The sequence below is a fragment of the Paraburkholderia sp. GW821-FHT02A12 genome (assembly GCF_059422005.1).
In genome coordinates, this window is record NZ_JBWKWA010000002.1 from 2,599,798 (window position 1) to 2,618,428 (window position 18,631).

The 18,631-nt window shown below is 61.4% G+C and carries 16 protein-coding genes and 3 pseudogenes; 7 read left to right on the top strand and 12 right to left on the bottom strand.

Features of this window, described 5'->3' with window-relative positions; genetic code table 11:
- Positions 1–1,568: 1,568 nt before the first annotated feature.
- Positions 1,569–1,652, bottom strand: a pseudogene (locus AC07WT_RS33070) (DoxX family protein); the annotation flags it as partial.
- A 142-nt stretch (positions 1,653–1,794) separates the two neighbouring features.
- Positions 1,795–1,995, bottom strand: a pseudogene (bufA1, locus tag AC07WT_RS33075) (BufA1 family periplasmic bufferin-type metallophore); the annotation flags it as partial.
- 29 nt (positions 1,996–2,024) lie between these two features.
- Between bufA1 and AC07WT_RS33080 the strand changes: the two are divergent.
- From AC07WT_RS33080 to AC07WT_RS33095, 4 genes and pseudogenes are all read left to right on the top strand, one after another.
- Entirely contained in the window at positions 2,025–2,222 is a 198-nt protein-coding gene (locus AC07WT_RS33080) for a hypothetical protein (RefSeq protein WP_494951157.1), read from the top strand.
- A pseudogene (locus AC07WT_RS33085) lies at positions 2,192–2,340 on the top strand (DUF1109 domain-containing protein); the annotation flags it as partial. The gene AC07WT_RS33080 and the pseudogene AC07WT_RS33085, both read left to right, overlap by 31 nt.
- 343 nt (positions 2,341–2,683) lie before the next feature.
- The gene (locus AC07WT_RS33090) at positions 2,684–3,124 is read left to right on the top strand and encodes a hypothetical protein (protein ID WP_494950208.1); all 441 of its coding nucleotides are present in this window, start codon (positions 2,684–2,686) and stop codon (positions 3,122–3,124) included.
- Between the two features lie 128 nt (positions 3,125–3,252).
- On the top strand, positions 3,253–3,948 hold the full coding sequence (locus tag AC07WT_RS33095; RefSeq protein WP_494950209.1) for a P-loop NTPase family protein: 696 nt from the start codon (positions 3,253–3,255) through the stop codon (positions 3,946–3,948).
- 90 nt (positions 3,949–4,038) lie between these two features.
- Here the strand turns inward: AC07WT_RS33095 and AC07WT_RS33100 are convergent, their stop codons facing one another.
- Positions 4,039–5,337 (bottom strand): MFS transporter, encoded by a 1,299-nt coding sequence (locus AC07WT_RS33100; protein ID WP_494950210.1) that lies wholly within the window; start codon positions 5,335–5,337, stop codon positions 4,039–4,041.
- Between the two features lie 230 nt (positions 5,338–5,567).
- A complete protein-coding gene (locus AC07WT_RS33105; RefSeq protein ID WP_494950211.1) occupies positions 5,568–6,293 on the bottom strand; it encodes a GntR family transcriptional regulator in 726 nt (241 codons plus the stop codon).
- Positions 6,294–6,479: 186 nt separating this feature from the next.
- Between AC07WT_RS33105 and AC07WT_RS33110 the strand changes: the two genes are divergently transcribed.
- Positions 6,480–7,778, top strand: coding sequence for an MFS transporter (locus tag AC07WT_RS33110; protein WP_494950212.1), 1,299 nt, complete (start codon positions 6,480–6,482; stop codon positions 7,776–7,778).
- 2 nt (positions 7,779–7,780) lie between these two features.
- On the top strand, positions 7,781–8,668 hold the full coding sequence (locus AC07WT_RS33115; RefSeq protein ID WP_494950213.1) for an amidohydrolase family protein: 888 nt from the start codon (positions 7,781–7,783) through the stop codon (positions 8,666–8,668).
- A 23-nt stretch (positions 8,669–8,691) separates the two neighbouring features.
- Here the strand turns inward: AC07WT_RS33115 and bamA are convergent, their stop codons facing one another.
- Together bamA and AC07WT_RS33125 are read right to left on the bottom strand one after the other, a co-directional pair.
- Complete coding sequence (gene bamA / locus AC07WT_RS33120; RefSeq protein WP_494950214.1) at positions 8,692–11,007, bottom strand: outer membrane protein assembly factor BamA; 2,316 nt, start codon at positions 11,005–11,007, stop codon at positions 8,692–8,694.
- A 97-nt stretch (positions 11,008–11,104) separates the two neighbouring features.
- Complete coding sequence (locus AC07WT_RS33125) at positions 11,105–11,503, bottom strand: hypothetical protein (protein WP_492589733.1); 399 nt, start codon at positions 11,501–11,503, stop codon at positions 11,105–11,107.
- A gap of 281 nt (positions 11,504–11,784) precedes the next feature.
- Between AC07WT_RS33125 and AC07WT_RS33130 the strand changes: the two genes are divergently transcribed.
- Positions 11,785–12,510 (top strand): DeoR/GlpR family DNA-binding transcription regulator, encoded by a 726-nt coding sequence (locus tag AC07WT_RS33130; RefSeq protein ID WP_492589732.1) that lies wholly within the window; start codon positions 11,785–11,787, stop codon positions 12,508–12,510.
- 58 nt (positions 12,511–12,568) lie between these two features.
- Here the strand turns inward: AC07WT_RS33130 and AC07WT_RS33135 are convergent, their stop codons facing one another.
- The 6 genes from AC07WT_RS33135 to AC07WT_RS33160 form a co-directional block, all read right to left on the bottom strand.
- Positions 12,569–13,627 (bottom strand): ABC transporter permease, encoded by a 1,059-nt coding sequence (locus AC07WT_RS33135; protein ID WP_494950215.1) that lies wholly within the window; start codon positions 13,625–13,627, stop codon positions 12,569–12,571.
- A 15-nt stretch (positions 13,628–13,642) separates the two neighbouring features.
- Complete coding sequence (locus AC07WT_RS33140) at positions 13,643–15,193, bottom strand: sugar ABC transporter ATP-binding protein (protein WP_494950216.1); 1,551 nt, start codon at positions 15,191–15,193, stop codon at positions 13,643–13,645.
- A 61-nt stretch (positions 15,194–15,254) separates the two neighbouring features.
- Positions 15,255–16,259, bottom strand: a complete 1,005-nt coding sequence (locus AC07WT_RS33145; RefSeq protein ID WP_492589726.1) for an autoinducer 2 ABC transporter substrate-binding protein — start codon at positions 16,257–16,259, stop codon at positions 15,255–15,257.
- A 114-nt stretch (positions 16,260–16,373) separates the two neighbouring features.
- Positions 16,374–17,420 (bottom strand): ABC transporter permease, encoded by a 1,047-nt coding sequence (locus AC07WT_RS33150; protein WP_494950217.1) that lies wholly within the window; start codon positions 17,418–17,420, stop codon positions 16,374–16,376.
- A gap of 34 nt (positions 17,421–17,454) precedes the next feature.
- Entirely contained in the window at positions 17,455–18,426 is a 972-nt protein-coding gene (rbsK, locus tag AC07WT_RS33155; RefSeq protein WP_494950218.1) for a ribokinase, read from the bottom strand.
- Positions 18,423–18,578, bottom strand: coding sequence for a hypothetical protein (locus AC07WT_RS33160; RefSeq protein ID WP_494950219.1), 156 nt, complete (start codon positions 18,576–18,578; stop codon positions 18,423–18,425). Before AC07WT_RS33160 ends, rbsK begins: the two co-directional genes overlap by 4 nt.
- Between the last annotated feature and the right edge of the window lie 53 nt (positions 18,579–18,631).

Below are 18,631 nucleotides of genomic sequence, written 5' to 3' on the forward strand. Positions count from 1 at the left end.
GAAACAGCGCCGACATAACAACCGACCCCGTTACTAAAGGTAGCCGGCGCGGTCAACATCACCGATGGCGCATCGGGCGGAACCGCACCGAACACCACCGAAGCTGTTCCGAGGAATGCGCAGTTGCCATTCTCCAGTGCGCACAACTTGTATTGCTGGCCTGCGACGGTGATGGTGCTGGCCTGAGCCTGCGCATTTTGCGCAGCAAACGATGCCAACACTGTTGCTGTCGCAACGCCCAGTAGTCTTAGATTACTCGTCATTGTCCGTATGAATCGCTAAAAAGCAGGTTGTCCCCGAGGATTCAGCAAGATCGATCAAAGCCGTCCCGCTTTGGCGTTATTGAGCACAGAGAGATGAACCGGAGAACGCACTGATTGCGTTCATTGCTGATGAAGCTGGCGCTTCGATGTGACGTTTTCCGCTGGCAGATACCGTTAGACATCCGCCCGTGAGCTGACCGCTGCCAGACAACAGCGCGTTCAGCATTTCGATCTGGCATCAGTCAACACATTTAAATTACGCATTCCTTACTAACAACCTGATTAAGGCTCATCCGACGACGTGCTATCAGTGGCTACCTCCCTGGATCTGCAACGCCAAGCATCCAGCGCAGCATGTCGCGAGACTCGACCGTACGCACCTATTGCGTGAACAGTTCAGTCGACTTGGCAGCCAGTTTGAAACGATCCGCCGAGCGCACACCAAAAAAGCCAACACAAGGGGTTATGGCGTGCCGACGATAAAACCTGTCACACCTGGTAAGGATTGCACCAGCAGTTCGGCGCACCCTCCATGTGACAAACAGACATTCGCTCGGCACGTTCAATCAGGAAATTGAGGACAGCTGACAGCTCGGTCGAATCCGCCTTCTTTCACTCTTGACGGCCCAATGCCGGTACGAACCCGGTGACCCGGCAGTCGAGGCAAGCCCATCACCTGGCAGGCAGGTTCGGAACTCGAAACTCATTGGGCCACGTCCAGGTCCGGCAGTCCAGCACCGGCGAAGGATCCTGCAGATAGCACTCGAGGCGCCAGACTCACTCGCCAGGCGTTTCGCACAAGAAATCCTTCTCCAGCGCGGCACAACTCTTATCGATGTAATTCTTACTGGATCGACAGAGCTTCGGCGCGGACTCGGTATTAGTTGCGAACGTTTTTGGCAGATGAATTATAAACGTTTCATCTGTGTAACGTGGTGGCGGCTGGAGATGATAAGTAATAATTCGAAGAATCTTCCACGGCAGGTGCCCGACGGTTTTCCAAAACGAGGGAAAACGAAGAGCTCTGCCTCAGCCTGACAAAAAAAGGAAAATGTTAATTTTTATAAACTGATGACGACAACTTAGCAGCAACAGACGACATTTAAGCGTTTTTTATATTATTAATATAAATAGATATACTTGATAAACCTGCAGCAATGACAGAGCGATACGGCACGAATTCGATGAAACATAGAAAGTGCTTCATATCGCCTTTCGTCAGATCTTTTGTTAAAACCAATCATCTGATTAATGGCGGGTTAAAAATCGACAAAATCCCTCCCCATGCGTGAGACGAAAATCAGCATGCGTCGGCCACGCCTGCGGATAGACAAATATTTCGATGACTGCTGTCATACCAAGCAGAACAATCGCCACAGGTCTGGTTGAACCTCGAACCAGGCGACATCGGGCTGCGTGTCAATCACTGTCTGATGATGACGGAACCGCAGCCCGATACCCGCGCTCGTGGGAATGGGGCAAGACCTGTCGCGCGCCGTGGCGTCAGCGAGTTTCATCGCACAGCGGCCGCTCAGCCCGCCTGGAGCTTGCCGCCCTGGATCTTCGAGCAGTCGCCGGCGGGCAGCAGGACGAACGACTTCGGATCGCGCGCCTGCGTCGCCTGTCCTGCGCAGGAATGAGCGCCTTGCGCACAGTCGTTCTTCGCGACCGCGTCGACGCCGAAGCATTTCTCCAGCTTGTCCCTTTCCATGCGCGCCATGTTGTCGCGCAAGCCGCGCCGACGGCAGCGTCGACTGGACCATGCTGATGATCCGGTCGCAGGCCGGCGACCGGGAAGCCTACCGGCTGCTGCTCGAAGCGATCGCGCCATACCTGCGGTCGTTGGCCGCGCGACAGATCAACAACAGGAACGATGTCGAAGACACGGTTCAGGATATTCTTCTACCCCTCCACACGGTCCGGCACACGCACGGCTCGCTCCTATGCCCATTGCCATGATGGGCAGTCTCGCGGTGCGGCGATGACCGTGGTTGCGCTATCGCTGTTTCATCCCATCGATGCCACGCTCATGATCCTGCTGTGGAATGTCGGTGTGGCGGCGCTGTTTCTGGCGATCAATGCAATCCCCTACCCTGTGCAAGACGTGGCTCTTGCGATCGGAGACGATCGGGACGGGCTTTTCTTAACAGTCTGTTACCAGATCCCTGCCGTTTGTTACCAGATTCCTGGATGGAATCGGCGATGGGAAATGCTATTCTTCGGGCCGAAAAACCGGATAAGACGCGCTTTACCACGCCGCGCAATCGGTGCCATCGGCACAATCAGCGCCCTGCGCGAGTTAGCGCGATGTCCGGTCAATGGGCGAATACAGTCCGTCAAGGTTCACAACTACAACAGTAACGGGACGCCGGCCGATACGCGTTTGGCTGACGTCTTTCGAACGAAGAAAAGGTTTGCATATGTCGAAGAAAATCAGCCAGATCATTGCCATCGGGGCACTTGCAGCAGCCACGTCCTTGCCGGCTTTTGCCGGCGACATGAACAACGCCGTCGGCGGCGCGCTCGGCGGGGTTGCCGGCGCAGCGGTGGGCGGCGCACTCGGGGGCAGCACGGGCGCCGTGCTCGGCGGTGCGGTGGGTGGTGGCGCGGGTGGCGCGGTGACGTCGCACGGTCATGAGCGCACTGGCGCGATCATCGGCGGAGCGCTGGGCGGCGGTGCCGGCACGGCGGCAGGCAATGCGATGGGCGGGCGCACCGGCGGCCTGGTCGGCGCGGCCGTTGGCGGCGGCGCGGGTGCGGCGTTAGGCGGCAACATGTCGCGTAATGCGTATTCGAACGACTACGGTCAACGCAACTACGGCGGCAAGCACCACCGCAAGCACCATCGCCACGACGACTAAGACGAACGCATCGCATCGTATTGCCGCCGCTCATTTCTTTTCCGTGTAGCCTATTTCGCGGATACGTCACCGAAGTCTGGTACGGTCCTTTCTGACTTAGGCCGCATCACCACACAGGATCCGCAGAAATGAGCCATATCCACTTCATTGGTGGCGAAAAAGGCGGCGTTGGCAAATCGCTCGTCGCCCGCGTGCTGGCCCAGCATTTTATCGACCGGAGCACGCCGTTCATTGGCTTCGACACCGATAAATCGCATGGCGCCTTATTGCGGTTCTATGCCGATTTTGCCGCTCCGGCCGTGCTCGATCAGCACGACAGTCTCGATCCCATCATCGAACACGCGCTCGAGAAGCCCGAGCGGCGCATTCTGGTCGATCTCGCCGCGCAGACCCAGCAGCCTTTGAGCAAATGGCTGGACGATGCAGACGTGATCGCGCTCGCCGAAGAGCATGGCCTGACGCTGACCTGGTGGCACGTCATGGACGCAGGACGCGATTCGGTCGATTTGCTGCGGGAGTGGCTCGACCAGTTCGGCGGACGAATCAAGCTTGTGCTCGTTCTGAATGAAATCCGCGGCGAGCGTTTCCAGATTCTGGATGCGTCCGGCGAACGCGCCCGGGCCGAAGCGCTTGGCGCCAGCGTCATCTCGCTACGCCGCTTGCCTGATACGACGATGCAGAAGATCGACCAGCAAGGCGCCAGCTTCTGGGCCGCAGTCAATCACCCCGACCGCTCAGCCAACGGACTCGGCATGCTGGAGCGGCAGCGCGTCAAAGTGTGGCTGAATCGCGCTTATGGCGAAATGGACAAGCTCGCTTTGTAAGCCGGAAGGACCGCGCGGCGATCAGCGTGCCGACCGCCGCCACGACCATCAGCCAGGCGCGCTCAGGCAGCGCCCAGGCTGATGCTCGCTCTACGCCGCCGACTCCAGCGCCATTCTGCGGCGCGCACTGGCCAGCGCCGCGACAGCGGTTCCAATCCCCAACACGAACAGGCAGGCGGTGGGCACCAGCATCGGCGCGACATGGCTATGCGCGACCTTGCCGACATAAGGCATCAGGTTCTGACCAGCGAAGCCCCCAAGGTTGCCGATTGCGTTGATCGCCGCAACGCTCGCTGCCGCTCTCGCGCCCGAGAAGAACCGCGGGGGAAGCGACCAGAAGCACGGGTACAGCAACGGGATGCATGCTCCACCCAGGCACAGGGCAGCGAAGCGCATCGACGCGCCCGGCAAGACGAGGCTCGACGCGAAGCCGATCACCCCGATTCCTGCCACCAGGCTCATTGCCTTCAGAACGACGCGCTCACGTTTGAGCTTGCCAGGAAGCCAGAGCAGAAGCAGCGTTGCGAGCGCCCAGGGAATCATGTTCAGCAAGCCATTGAGCGACGACGACACGCCATAGCTTTTAAGCAGCGTCGGCATCCAGTAGGTCACGCCGTACAGCGAAGTCGACATCAGCATGTAAGTCAGCGCGAACATCAGCACCTTCGGGTCGAGCAGCGCGCCCCAAGGCCGCGTCGCCTTCGCCTCGCTTGACGCTTCGCGCTTCAGCGCGGCGATCACGACGTCTTTCTCCGCTTGCGAAAGAAACGCCGCGTTCCTGACCGAATCCGGCAGGAATTTGAGCGCGACAAATGCAATCAGGATGGCCGGAATGCCCGTCGCGATGAACACCCATTGCCATCCCGCGAATCCCCACGTCCCGCCGAGGGTGAGCAGCAGACCGCCGATCAGCGAGCCGAGCATGTTCGCGAGCGAACTGCCCAGCGTGAAGAAGCCGAGCACCCGGGTGCGGTAACTCTGCGGAAACCATTGGGTGAGGTAGTAAATGACGCCGGGATAAAAGCCGGCCTCGGCCACACCCAACGCGAAGCGAAACGAATAGAAGACGGGAAGCGACCGGGTGAACGCCATCAGAACCGTGACGACGCCCCAGGTAATCATGATTCTCGCGAGCCACGTCCGCGCGCCGAAGCGATGAAGCGCAAGCGTGCTGGGCACCTCGAAGAGGAGATAACCGATGAAGAATAACGACGCCCCAAGACCGTATGACGCTTCCGTCATGCCGAGGGCATGCACCATCTCCAGCTTGGCAAAGCCGACATTCTGGCGGTCGATAAACGAGATGAGAAACATGACGATCAGCAACGGCATCAGCCGCCACGCCATCTTCTTCATTACCTGCTGCTCAAATCCTGCCGGTGTAGTCATGGTCCGCTCCAGTTTCCTTGCTGGCCGCCTTCGACCATCGCGTCATAGACCGGCAGTCGCTACCTCGGCGCAATCAGCCAAATTGATTTAGTCATATATATGTTTGTATGAATTTGAAATAGGCGCTATGAGGTGATACCCGCACCCGGGGCGAAGCCGGGCGGCCGCGGCATGCCGCCCTCGCCTTTCGGACGGCTCTGCCGCCGGGTTTTGCCGCCGGGTTTTGCCGCTCAGCGGATTTCGACCTGGTACTGGAAGGTGGCGGCGCCGCCGCGGGTGCTGCGCCATTCGAATGGTGTCCCGGCGAAGTCCGACGCGACACGGTGAACAAGAATCACGGGGCTGCCGACCGGCACGCCCAGAAACGCTTCATCGTCGGCGGTGGCTTGTTCCACGTTGAGAATTTCCGTGGCGGACGCTACGATCTGCCGGCAGAGCCGCTCGTACAAGGGGTACAGCAGGTCCTCGAAATCCTCGAGCGCCAGGGTTGCCAGCGGCTCGAAGCGGGCGCGGGACAGCCAGATTTCTTCAGACAAGACGGCTTGCCCTTCGATCAGCCGGACGCGTGACAGGTGAATCGCCTTCTCGGAGGCTTTCATCCGCAACTTCGCGCGAATCTCTTCACCCGGCTTGACCACTTCACGTTTGAGCACGCGCGCAGTCGGCCGCACCGGCTCACCCGCACGCGACTTGAAACGGAAGAAGCGAAACAGCGACGAATCAAAACGCGGCCGGCGAACGAACGTTCCCTTGCCCTGACTGCGCGTGAGCACACCGTCGACGACCAGCAAATCGATTGCCTTGCGCACCGTACCCGTGGATACGTTATAGAACTGGCCAAGCTCCGCCTCGGTGGCGATGGCTTCCTCAGGCGCCCATTCCCCCGCGGCAATCCGGCTGACAAGGTCGTCCCGCAATTGCTGATACCGGGGCAATCGATCGTCCGGCTTGGTCATGACAGAAAGCGCGTTCATGATTCATATAGTTGTTCAGAGGAGCTACCACTGTACCGCATCCGCAACCGGCCGAGTCGTCAAGGGTTAATCCCGAATGCACATTCCCGTCCGGCGGCCTAGACTTCTCATACAGTCATATATATGACTGTATGAGATGCACGATGACACGCACGAACGGAGACAGGCATGTTCAGTTGGTACAAGCAAGGCACGCCCCTCGAGCGCAACACCTTTTGGGGGTGCTTCGCAGGCTGGGGACTCGATGCGCTCGACGTGCAGATGTTCACACTGGCGATCCCCGCCATCATCGCGGCTTATGGCATCGACCATACGCAGGCCGGCGCGATCAGCAGCGTGACGCTCGTGTCGTCGGCGCTCGGCGGCTGGCTCGCCGGGGCGCTGTCGGATCGCTTTGGGCGAGTCCGGACGCTGCAAATGACGATTCTCTGGTTCGCAAGCTTTACGTTTCTTTGCGCGTTCGCTCAAAACTTCCCTCAGCTCCTTGTCCTCAAGGCGCTGCAAGGGTTCGGATTCGGCGGCGAATGGGCGGCGGGCGCGGTGCTGATGGCTGAAACCATCCGGACCGAACACCGCGGCAAGGCCATGGGCGCCGTGCAAAGCGCCTGGGCGGTCGGATGGGGCGCCGCGGTCCTGCTCTATGCCGCGGCCTTTTCCTGGTTGCCGTCGGACACGGCGTGGCGAACGATGTTCGCTGTCGGCCTGTTGCCGGCCGGCCTGGTTCTCTTCGTACGGCGCAACCTCAAGGAACCCGTGCGTCCCGCTCCGGCCAGCGCGGAACCCAAGGTCTCCGCGCTGGGGCAAATCACGCAGGTCTTCCAGCCAAGGGTAATCAGGACCACGATCATTGGCGCGGTGTTGGGTACCGGCGCTCACGGCGGGTACTACGCCATCATGACGTGGCTGCCGACCTTCCTTGCCAAAGAGCGGCACCTCTCGGTGCTGAATACCGGCGGCTATCTCGCGGTTGTCATCGTCGCCTTCTGGTGCGGCTGCATGGCGAGCGCTCATCTGCTCGACCGAATCGGCCGCCGTCGCAACGTTGCACTGTTCGCGTTCTGCTGCATCGTCACCGTGCTCGCCTACGTGATGCTTCCGCTGACCAACACGGAAATGCTCGTTCTCGGCTTCCCGCTCGGCTTGTTCGCCGCGGGCATTCCGGCCAGCCTGGGCCCGCTCTTCAACGAACTTTATCCGGCCGACATGCGCGGTACCGGCGTTGGATTCTGCTACAACTTCGGGCGCATTGCCTCGGCAAGCTTCCCGCTTCTCGTCGGCTATATGAGTCATTCGATGTCGCTCGGCGCGGCAATCGGCATCGACGCCGCAGTGGCATACGGACTGGCGATGGTCGCCGTTCTGCTCCTTCCCGAGACGCGCGGCAAGCGGCTGCGTGCGGCGGCGCCGGAACTCGCCGCCGATGCCGCCGACGACACGCGGTTGACCTTGAACCCTCCGCGGGGATGACCATGAGCTCTCGAGGACTCACCGCCCCATCGCGCCCCTGCCGCGTGGACACTCACGCGCACGTTTTCGAGCGAGGCTTGCCACTGGCAGACGGAAGGCGCTATGCGCCGGGCTACGATGCAACGCTCGCTGCTTATCTGCAACTTCTGGACACCCACGACATCGGCCGGGCCGTTCTCGTGCAACCAAGCTTTCTCGGCACCGACAACCGCTATCTGCTGCAAGCGCTATCGCGTGACACCCGCCGCTTGAGGGGCGTGGCAGTCGTCGCGCCCGACATCTCCGAAGAAGAGTTAGTTGACCTGCATGACCATGGCATTACCGGCGTACGGCTTAACCTGATAGAGCAGGCATTACCCGAGCTGCGCGGAAAATCGTGGGCAACGCTGCTGAACCGTTTGGCGCGACTCGGCTGGCATGTCGAATTGCACCGGCAAGCGCATGACCTGGCGCCGCTGATCGACTGCCTTCTGGAGGCGGGATTGCCGGTCATCGTCGACCATTTCGGGCGGCCCGACCCGGACAAGGGTACGAGCGATCCCGGATTCAAGGCGCTGCTCGACTTTGGCAACACAGCGCGGGTTTGGGTGAAAGTCTCGGGCGCGTACCGCTGTACGGCTCCCGGTTCCAGCTTTGTCCGCGACGCGACGAACCAGCTCCTCGAACACTTTGGCCCTGAGCGCCTGATGTGGGGAAGCGACTGGCCCCACACGCAGTACGAAGAGGTGCTGGACTACGGCCAGTCGCTGTCAACGCTGCTGGACCTGGGTCTGGACCCGGCTGTTGTCGACTCGATTCTAAGCATCACGCCGCATGCCTTCTACGGATTCGAGCAGGAACCTGCCGGGCACGACACTTCGACTGAGCCAACGCTGCAACGCACTACCTGAAGCAGCCATGTAAGTGTCGACACTCAGAACGACGTGCCGATCTGGAACTGGAACTTCTGGTATTGATCGCCCGCGTGCCTGACGAGCGGAAAGCCGAGACTCAGCTTGAGCGGACCAATCGGTGAGATCCAGGCAAGGCCCAGCCCGTAGCCGTATCGCAATCCGTTCGCACCAATGCTGTTGCCTTCGCTGCCCCATACGTTGCCGCCGTCGAGAAATGTGAAGACGCGCAACGTACGGTCGTAGCCCGTGCCCGGCAGCGGGAACGTCAGTTCGACGTTACCCACCAGCAGCTTCGACCCGCCGATCGGGTCGTTGGTAGTGGCGTCGCGTGGTCCAAGCGAGCTCGGCTCATAGCCGCGCACCGAACCGATCCCGCCGGCGTAGTAGTTCTTGAAGATCGGGTAAGCCTTGCCGTTCAATCCATTGCCGTAGCCGCCCTGAAAATTCAGACCGAGCACGAAGCCACGCGCGAACGAATAATAGTATTGCGCCTGCAGATCGGCCTTGTAGTAAGGCGTATCGCCGAGCGGTGTGCCGTATTCGGCGTTCGCCTGCGTGTAGTAGCCACGGCTCGGCACGAGCGCGCTGTCACGGTTGTCGCGCGACCAGCCCACCGTCACCGGCACATTGTTGGACACACGCCCAAATTCAGCGACATAGTCCTTGTAGCTCTGCGGCGTAGCGGAATCGATCTCCAGACGGTTCTGCTCGAATCCCAGCCCGAAGTACACCATGTCGGCTTCGGAGAAAGGAACCCCGAACTTCATATCCGCGCCTGCCGTGATGATTCGAAAGCTCGAATCGGTCGAGTAATACAGCGGCTCGGTGGTGCGGTAGAAGACGTCGGTAATGCGCTTGATGCCGTCCACCGTGAAATACGGATCGACCTGCGTGACGGTCAGCGTTCGGTACGTCGATGAAGTGTTCACATTCACCGCCAGGCTGGTGCCGGAGCCGAATACGTTGTCCTGCGAGACGCCCGCCGAGACGATCGGCCCCTCGCCCGAGCCATAACCCAGGCCCAGCGAAATCGAGCCGGTCGGTTTTTCTGTCACGTTGACGTCGATATCGACCTGGTCCTGCGCGCCTTCCACCGGCACCGTGGTCACATCGACATCGGTGAAGTAGCCCAGACGATTGATCCGGTCCTTCGACAGCGCGAGCCGATTCGAGTCGAACCATGAGCTTTCCATCTGACGCATTTCACGGCGCACCACTTCGTCGCGCGTGCGGGAGTTGCCGACCACGTTGATGTTGCGCACGTATACCCGGCGGCTCGGGTCCACTTGCAGCGTCAGGTCCACCTTGTGGTGTTCCTGATCGATCTGCGGCAGCGCATTGACGGTGGCGAACGCATAGCCGTATTCGCCGAGCTTGTCGACGATCGCTTTCGTCGCCGCTTTCAACCTGTCGGCGGAGAAGCGCTCACCCCGCCTGATGTCGATCAGCTTGCTGAGCTCCGCCTCGCGGTCGAGCAGATTGCCCGCGAGCTTGATGCCGGAGATCGTGTACGGTTCGCCTTCGTGCAGCGTGACCGTCAGGTACATGTCCTTCTTGTCCGGCGAAAGCGACACCTGCGTCGACTCGATGTTGAACTCGAGATAGCCGCGATTCAGGTAATACGAGCGGATGTTTTCGAGGTCGCCGGTCAGCTTGTCTTTCGCGTACAGGTCGTTCTTCGTGTACCACGAGAACCAGTTCGGCGTGGACATCTGCATTTCGTCGCGCAAGGTATTCTCGCTGAACGCCTTGTTGCCGATGAAGTTCACCTGACGGATCTTCGCGCTCGGGCCTTCAGCCACCGAGAACAGCACCGACACCCGGTTGCGGTCGATCGGCGTGATCGTGGTGGTGACTTCGGCGGCGTAGTAGCCGCGCGTCAGGTACTGGCGCTTCAGTTCCTGCTCGGCCTTGTCGACCAGCGCCTTGTCGTAGTACCGGCCCTGCGACAAACCGATGGCGTGCAGCGCCTTGGTCAGGTTGTCCTTGTCGAATTCATGGATGCCGGCGAAATCGATCGTGCCGATCGCCGGACGCTCCAGCACCTGCACGATCACGACGCTGCCTTCGGTCGAGATCTTGACGTCGTTGAAAAAGCCGGTGGCATACAGCGCGCGAATGGCTTCGGAAGCCTTATCTTCGCTGAACGTCGCGCCCTGCTTGATCGGCAGATACGCGAACACGGTGCTGGGTTCGATGCGTTGCAGTCCTTCGAGCTGGATATCGCTAACCACGAATGATTCGCCGGCGTAGGCCGACACCGCTGTCACACTGACGCCGAGGCCGACGAAGGTCACCGCTCTGCTGCGGCGCGCGGATGGGAATTGAACAGACATGCAGGGGAGCCAAATGAAAGACGCACAACGTGGAAACCGCGATTGCAATACGCTTTTTCGCGTATTGCCCGAGGCGCGGATGATGGAAACACGATCGCTATTGCATCGTGATGCGGGACAGATCGCCGAGCTTTGCCACGCCGCTCACTAACGCCAGCACTTCTGTCATGTGCGCGGCCTGAGTGCGTTGCATGCGAAACGAAAGTTCCGCACCGCCGGGCAGACGGAACGTCAGAATCAGATGGGCGGCCGTCCCGCCATCCTTGCCGATTTCCCACGCCTCACAGGGCATCGCGAATTTCACGCTTTTCTTCTTACTGCGAATCCGCTCCGACACGCCGATGGCGTTCGACAAGGCCGCCAGCAACTCGTGCATGACAGAGCAATGCAACGCAATGCTGGAAGATTGATTGGTCTTCAACATCAGGTACTGACCGTCCCCCGTCAATTCGAAGCCACGCACGGAGTCGATCGCAAGGGATGGAGGCGGTGCCATTGAGCATTCCAGAATGAAGCCAGGCTCGAAGTGTAGGTGGCTCTCCAACGCGTTGAGTTACTACACGATTAACTTAACTTTCCTTCGACCGTTGCCCGTTACTGAATCTTCAGTTGCAAAGATTTCGCGCACGGCAAGGAATGCAGGACTCGAACATTTGCGTAGAAAAAGTTGGGCCGCCATGCTCACACGAGGCTCGCCGCGCAGACCACCTCTTGTTATAATTCTTTCACCAAATCGAACAAAACATAACGCCCCCTCCACTGCGCGACAGGACCTCCATGCTGAAACCCGATCGCCTCCGCGCCCTCGCCGATGCGCTGGCCAGGCAGAACGTAATGCGCCTGCGCGACGCCGCCAGTCTGCTGGGCGTTTCGGAAATGACTGTCCGGCGCGACATCGCAGGCAGTCCGGAACGATTCACCTATCTCGGCGGCTACATCGTCAGCGCGACTGACGTGCCGAACAACGCCGGCTATTCACTCGAAGAGGAGAAAGACCACTTCGCGCAGGCCAAGGCGGAAGCGTCCGCGATTGCGGCGGGACTCATCGGCGACAACGAAACGCTTTTCATCGATTGCGGCACGACGCTCACCACGCTTGCCCGGCTGATTCCGGTCGAGCGCCACGTCACCGTGGTGTGCTATTCGTTGAATGTCGCGGAGATTCTGCGGCGCAAGCCGAATGTGCGGATGATTCTGCTGGGCGGCGTCTATGTGCCGTCGTCGGATTCATTTGCGGGCGAAGAAAGTCTCGAGATGCTGCGCCGCATGGGGATCAACAAGGCGTTCATTTCCGCGGGCGGCGTGGATGCCGCACGCGGCGTCACCTGCTGGAATTTTCACGAAGTCGCATTGAAGCAGGCCGCCATGGCCAGTGCCGTCGAACGGCATCTGGTGGTGGACCAGAGCAAGTTCGGCGTCGTCAAGGCGGTGCGCTTCTCGCAAATCGACGACTTCGATTCCATCATCACGGAGAAGGGTCAGGAGCTCCGCAAGCGCAGATAAACGCGCTTGCGGCACGGCGCCTCGACAGCGCGCGTTGCAAGCGCGCCGACCGCGGCGTTCAACCTTTGCGCTGCAACGCGAAGAGTGTCCCGGCAATCAGAATGAACGCGCCGATGATCACCTTCTGCCAGGTGCTCGGCACGCCGACCAGAATCAGCACGCTGTTGATCAGCGTGACGAGCACGACGCCGAGCAGCGTACCGGCTACCGTGCCCGTGCCGCCGGTAATGCGCGCGCCGCCCAGGATCACCGCGGCGATCACATCGAGTTCCGAGCCGACCAGATCGAACGGATTCGCGAGACGATTGTTCGATACATGCAGAATGCCGGCGATCCCCGCAAGCATGCCCGTATAGCCGAACACGAACAGATGGATCGCGCGCAGGTTGTAGCCGAGCCGTTCGGCAATCGCCAGACTGCCGCCCATCGCATAGACGCCCCGCCCCATCATCGTCCGGTTCAGCAGCCACCACGTGACGAACGCGGCCGCCACCAGCGCCAGCACCGAAATCGGCAGCACCGCGCGCAGTCCGTCTGCCGTGTGATAGAAAAACAGCGGAATGCGGCCGAAACGATCCATGCTGTGCGGAATGTTCATGAAGAACGTCGTGCCGATGAAGGTCAGCAACAGCCCGCGATACAGATATTGCGTGCCAATCGTGACGATCAGCGAAGGCGCTTTCAAGCGGTGCACGAGCAGGCCGTTGACGATGCCGAGCACGACGCCGCCGAGAGCGCCCGTGCTCAGGATCAGCGCGAAGGGTGCGTCGGGCCACCATGCGAATACCGCCTTGGTGATGCCGTACATGGTCAGCGCGGCGATCGCGGTGAACGACACGTCGATGCCGCCCGAGGCGAGCACGACCAGCGTCCCCAGCGCGAAGAGCGACATCGTGGTGGCCGAATGCAGCAGGTCGAACAGCGTCGCGAGCTGGAAGAAGCGCGGATTGATCGCGCCGACTATCAGGCACGTGGCCGCGATCAGCGCAACGGTGAACCATTCGGGGTTGCGCGCGAGCTTCGTGCGCAACCCCGGCGGCTTGACCTCGGGTGCGACTTCGACGACGGTCGGGGTGCTCATGGTCTGGTTCATGCGCGGATTCATGCGCGAGTTCATGGGTATTGGCGTCCTCTATGCGGCTTCCGAAAGCAGCGCGTGATACAGGTCGGCTTCGCTCAGCGCGTCGGCAAGGTATTCACTCGCGACGCGCCCTTTCTTCATCATCAGGATGCGGTCGCAGTTCTGCAGCAGTTCCGGCAGGTCGTCGCTGATCAGGACGATGCCGATGCCGCGTTGCGACAGGCGCTGCATGATGCGGTAAATGATGTCCTTCGATCCGACGTCGACGCCGACCGTCGGTCCATGCAGGATCAGCACGCGCGGATCGATGGCGAGCCAGCGGCCGATCAGCACGCGCTGCTGGTTGCCGCCCGAGAGCGACTGCACCGGCTTGTCGACGCCGGGCGTCGCGATCTGCAGATCCTTCACCGTCTGTTCGGCGAGCGCCTGCGCACGGGCGCGGTCGATCTGGCCGCAGCGGTCGCGCAAACTGGAGATCATGGCGGTGATCACGTTGTCGCGGATCGGTTTATCGAGGAATAGTCCTTCGTTCAGGCGGTCTTCCGGCACGTAGCCGATGCGATGGCGTTTCGCGTCCGACGGCGTGCGCAATGCGATAGCCTTGCCGTCCACGATGACCTGCCCCGACTGCGCGGGGGCGACGCCTGCCAGTGCCCGCGCCAATTCGTTGCGCCCCGAATCCAGCAAACCGGTGACACCGAGAATTTCGCCGCCACGCAGTGCAAACGACACATCATTGAACTGGCCGGCGTGCGTCAGACCGCGCACATCGAGCACGACATCCTGCCCAAGACCGCCCTCGCGATAGCGTTCGTTCGACAGGTGACGCCCCGTCATCAACTCGCTGATCTGCGCTTTCGTGAATTGCGCGATCGGTCCTTGCGCCATTTTTTGTCCGTCGCGCAGCACGATCACTTCCCCGCCGATCGCGTAGCACTCGTCGAGCTTGTGGCTCACGAACAGCACCGTCACGCCCTGCGCGCGCAGATTGGCGAGCACTGCGATCAGGTTGTCGACTTCCTTTTGCGTGAGTGACGTCGTGGGCTCGTCCATGATCACGAACTTCGCCTCGCTGGCGATCGCGCGGGCAATCGCAACCAGCTGACGCGTCGCGAGCGGCAATTGTTCGATGAGCGTCGTCTGAAAATCGGCGTCGCCGGGCAGACCGACTGCTTCGAGCGCACGCGCGGCCGTGCGCGCCAGCGCGCGCCGGTCGAACGTGCGGGCGAGCCTGCCTTCGTGCAGCGCCAGCTCGGACGTGAGCGCGACGTTTTCGGCCACGCTCATGTTCGGCAGCAGCGACAGATCCTGATAGACGGTCTCGATGCCTGCCGCGAGCGCTTCGAGCGCGGAGAGCCGCGCATGCCGCACGCCTTCGATCACGAGGACGCCTTCGTCAGGCGGCTGCGCACCGGAGATGATCTTGATGAGCGTGCTCTTGCCGCAGCCGTTCTCGCCGAGCAGGTGATAGATCTGGCCTCGCTCGAACGAGAGGCTCACACCGCGCAATGCATGCACGCCGGTGAATCGTTTATGCACGCCGCAGACCTGTAGAAAAGGCTGCGACGGTTGAGGCTGCGATGACGATGCGTCTTGATTCATGATGGCGAACCGCTAGTTAAGGCGTGCCCGCATGGGCACGCCGTGGCACATGAAACACGGATCAGAACGGATACTGCTTGTAGTTCGACTTGTCGACGTTCACCCAGCCCTGGCCGCGCACGATGATGCCCTTGCCCGGTCCCTTGGCGACCGTCACCTTCGTATAACCAGGGATGCCGAGATCGGCTCCGTTCTCGACCGTCTTGCCGTCCACCAGCATCTGCGCGACCTTGTTCATCGCGATGCCCGCAAGCTTCGGATCCCAGAACGCGATGCCGTTGATGGCGCCGCTTTCGAGGAACTTGCCTGCTTCGGTCGGCAAGCCCGTGCCGTATACGCAGATCTTGCCCTGCATGCCGGCTTCTTCGACCGCGCGGCCAATGCCGATCACGTCGAGCGAGGACGAGCCCTGGAAGCCTTTCAGGTCCGGATGCTTGCGCAGCACTTCCTTCGCGACTTCATACGCGCGCTCGCCGTCGTTGTTGGTTTCGAGCTTCGGCTCGACCAGATTCATCTTCGGATATCTGGCCTTGGCGTTGCCAATGCCGCCGTCCGCCCATTGCACCTGCGAGCGGCTGCCGAGCGAACCGACCAGCACGGCCCATTTGCCGTCGTCGTGCATGCACGACGCAAGACGCTCGTTCAGCCCGGCGCCGTAGGCGGTGTTGTCGAACGCTTCGATGTCGACCATCGTGTTCTTCGCGTTGTCGGCCTCATGGGTGACCACCTTGATGCCGCGATCCATCGCTTTCTTCAGCGCCGGTTCGAGCGTCGGCGGATCGTAGGGCACCACGGCAATCGCCGTGACTTTCTTCGCGATCAGGTCCTCGATGATCTTCAGCTGCTGCGCGGCATCCGCGCGGCCCGGGCCAGTCTGATAGGCGTTCACACCCGGGTTGTCCTTCGCGAACTGCTTGACGCCGTCGTCCATCCGGTTGAACCAGTTGATGCCGGTCACCTTGACGACCGTGACGATCGTCTCGTTGGTTGCAGCTTGCGCGGCGGCGATCACGCCCACCGCGAGGGCGCCTGCCGCAAACGCGGTGCCCAGTCGAGTCAATTTCATGCGATGTCTCCTTTATCGTTCGATGTCGCCCCTCTTCACGATCGCGGACAGCCAGGGCTCGTTGTCCGCCGCGTACTGAAAACCTTGTTGTGCCTGCTAGCGTCTGCTCGAACGCTAACGCTTCGGCGCCGCGCCTGCACCGCCTGCACTGCCGCCTCCGCCGAAGCCAAAAATCGCCCGCACCCGCTCGCCGCCCGCGAACGCCAGCGACAGCAACAACAGAAAACCCCACGCGCAATCGCCGAAGAACTGCGACACGCCCAGCAGATTGAACAGGCTCGACAGAAATTGCAGCACCGTCGCGGCAAAGAACACGCAGACGATGCGTCCATGCCCGCCCGCGGGGTTCACGCCGCCCATCACCGCGATCAGAATCGCGATCAGCAGATATGAATTGCCGTAGTCCCATTTCGCACTGGACGTATGCGTCGCGCTGATGAGCCCCGCCAGCGAAGCGAGCACGCCGCACATGGCATAGGTCGTGATCAGCATTCGCGCGCGCGGAATGCCGGCATAGAACGCGGCTTTGGGATTGGTGCCCATCAGATAGAGGCGCAGGCCGAACGGACTGCGTTTGAGCAACCACCCCAGCACGGCGACCGCCGCGATAAAGATGCAGAACGCAAGCGGCACCTGAAACACCGTACCGTTGCCGATATTCGACAACGGATCGACATAGTCGACATGCACCGACGCGCCGTTGCTGAGCACCACGGCGACACCCGTGAACAACAGCTGGGTGCCGAGCGTACAGAGAATCGGCGTGAGCCGGAGACGCGCGATGACCACCCCGTTCAGCAGGCCGCCAAGCAACCCGACCGTCAACACGATCGCGCAGAACAACGCCGTATAGAGCACCGGCGAGTCGTCGCCGTTGACGAAATGCGGCACGGCCATGGCGGCGACCATGCCCGAGAGGTTCGCCAGTCCGACGCCGGACAGGTCGATCCCGCCATTGCCGGACACCATCGACAGCATGATGCCGAGCGCGAGCAAACCGAGTTCGGGCAACTGGCCGCCCATCGATTGAAGGTTGTCGATGTCGACGAACTGCCCGTGCGATAGCCACGTCGCGACCAGCACGACGAGCACGTTGACGATCAGCAGAAAATTCAGTTGCCGGTCGGCGAACAGTTTTCCAGCGGCGAACGAGGACTTCATGGTGACGGCGATCTCCTTCAACCTGCGCAAACAGTCAGAATGCCCGTGACGTCTGGCCCGACTGGCCGGACTGATTCAGGACCCGCTTCACTTCGTCGAGCGTCGGCATGGAGGGCGCCGTGCCCGCACGCGTCACGGAAATGCCCGCGAGCGCGCAACCGAAGCGCATCGCCGAGACCGCATCGTCGCCGCGCGCCAGCGCCGCCGCGAAGCCGCCCGTAAAGCCGTCGCCGGCGCCGGCGGTTTCCACCACGCGGCCGCAGCGGTAAGCCGGCACGTGTACCGATCGGCTCGCCGAATGCAGCAGCGCACCGCCTTCGCCGAGCGTGACGATCACCGCGCCGGCGCCTTTGGCGAGCAGCACATCGGCGGCACGGCGCGCATCGTCGGCATTCGCGATCGGCACGCCGGTCAGCGCGGCGGCTTCGGTTTCGTTCGGGGTGATGTAGTCGCACAACGGAAAAATTCCGTCGTCGAGCGGCAACGCGGGCGCCGGATTGAACACGGTCGTGACGCCGTGTTTGCGCGCCACTTCCAGACCGCGGCGCGCGGCGGACAGCGGTTGTTCGAGCTGCGTGACGAACACGCGCGCGGCAGCGATGTCGGCTTCGATCGCGTCGACGTCGGCTGCATTCATCGTGCCGGCCGCACCGGATGCGACGATGATCGCGTTCATGCCGGTGCTGTCGTCGACAAAGATATGCGCCGCGCCGGTGGAAACGCCCTCCACGATCGACGCGCGCGCCGTGATGCCTTCAGCAGCCCACGTCGAGCGGGCAATCGCGCCGAACGCGTCGTTGCCGATGCGGGTGCAGAAGACCACTTCGGCGCCGGCACGCGCCGCCGCGACCGCCTGATTCGAGCCCTTGCCGCCCGGCCCCATCGCGAACGCCGAGCCGGCGATCGTCTCGCCGATCAGCGGCATACGCCCGGCGCGAAACGTCAGGTCCGTGACGTAGATGCCGAGAATGACGACGCGCCCGTTTCCTTGCTGAGGCGCGTTCATTTGCGCTCCCCTCGCGCAGCCTTGCCCGAGAGGACTTCGTTTGGGGCATGACGTACATGAGCTGCATGACGTGCATGACGCCTATGACGTGCGCGCGGCGCATCGGTATGCAAAAGCGCGGCATTCAACAACAGGTCCAGATTCTTCAGCACGTTGTCTCCTCCATTTTCTGGTTGGCGTGCGTGTCATTCAGACGGCGATTCCG